At 39.2% G+C, this 1,003-nt stretch carries 1 protein-coding gene; it reads left to right on the top strand.

Translation table 11 applies throughout. From position 1 onward, the window contains the following. Positions 1–24: 24 nt before the first annotated feature. On the top strand, positions 25–1,003 hold a 979-nt coding region (locus tag AC1DJR_RS31350), incomplete at its 3' end, for a sulfate ABC transporter substrate-binding protein (protein WP_477004397.1).

The raw sequence follows: 1,003 nt of genomic DNA, 5'->3' as shown, positions 1-1,003 counted from the left end.
GTACAAACTAAGGGGGCTATATATATGAAACAGTGGAGTAAGACAGCATTAATGAAAAGTACAGGTGTTTTATTATCAGCATTTGTYCTTTTGTCAGGKTGTGGTTCGGCAACATCCACTAGTACTTCTGAAGGAGACAGGGATAAAAAGACAGTTGAGCTTTTAAATGTTTCGTATGACCCGACTCGTGAGTTGTATCAAGATTTTAATAAAGACTTTGCGAAGTATTGGAAAGAGAAGCATGGTCAAACAGTGAATGTAAAGCAATCACACGGGGGATCTGGAAGTCAGGCACGCTCCGTTATTGACGGTTTAGAAGCAGACGTTGTAACACTAGCGCTCGCGTATGATATTGACGCGATTAGCAAGAAGAAACAACTAGCAGAAGATTGGCAGAAGCGACTTGCGGATAATTCTACTCCGTATACATCAACGATTGTATTTCTTGTGAGAAAAGGAAACCCGAAAGGAATTAAAGATTGGGATGATTTAACGAAAAAAGGTGTGTCTGTCATTACACCGAATCCGAAAACATCTGGAGGAGCACGTTGGAACTATTTAGGGGCGTGGGGATATGCGCTGAAAAAGTACAATAATAGTGAAGATAAGGCGAAAGAGTTTGTTGGCCAAATTTATAAAAACGTGGAAGTACTTGATTCTGGTGCACGCGGGGCAACGACAACATTCGTCGAAAAAGGAATTGGTGATGTGTTAATCGCTTGGGAAAATGAAGCGTTATTATCACAAAAAGAACTTGGAAAAGATAAATTTGAAATTGTAACTCCTTCCATTAGTATACTTGCAGARCCGCCAGTAGCAGTKGTAGATAAAGTYGTTGATAAAAAAGGAACGAAAAAAGTAGCAGAAGGGTAYCTTGAATATTTGTACTCAGAAAAAGGGCAAGAAATTGCAGCTAAAAACTTTTACCGTCCGCGTAATGAAAAAGTAGCAGAAAAGTACGCATCACAATTTCCGAAAGTTCAATTATTTACAGTAGATGAAC

The sequence above is a fragment of the Bacillus sp. 05T31 genome (assembly GCF_056396725.1).
Note: the sequence above shows the minus strand (reverse complement) of the source record. Positions and strands in the feature narration are given on the sequence as shown.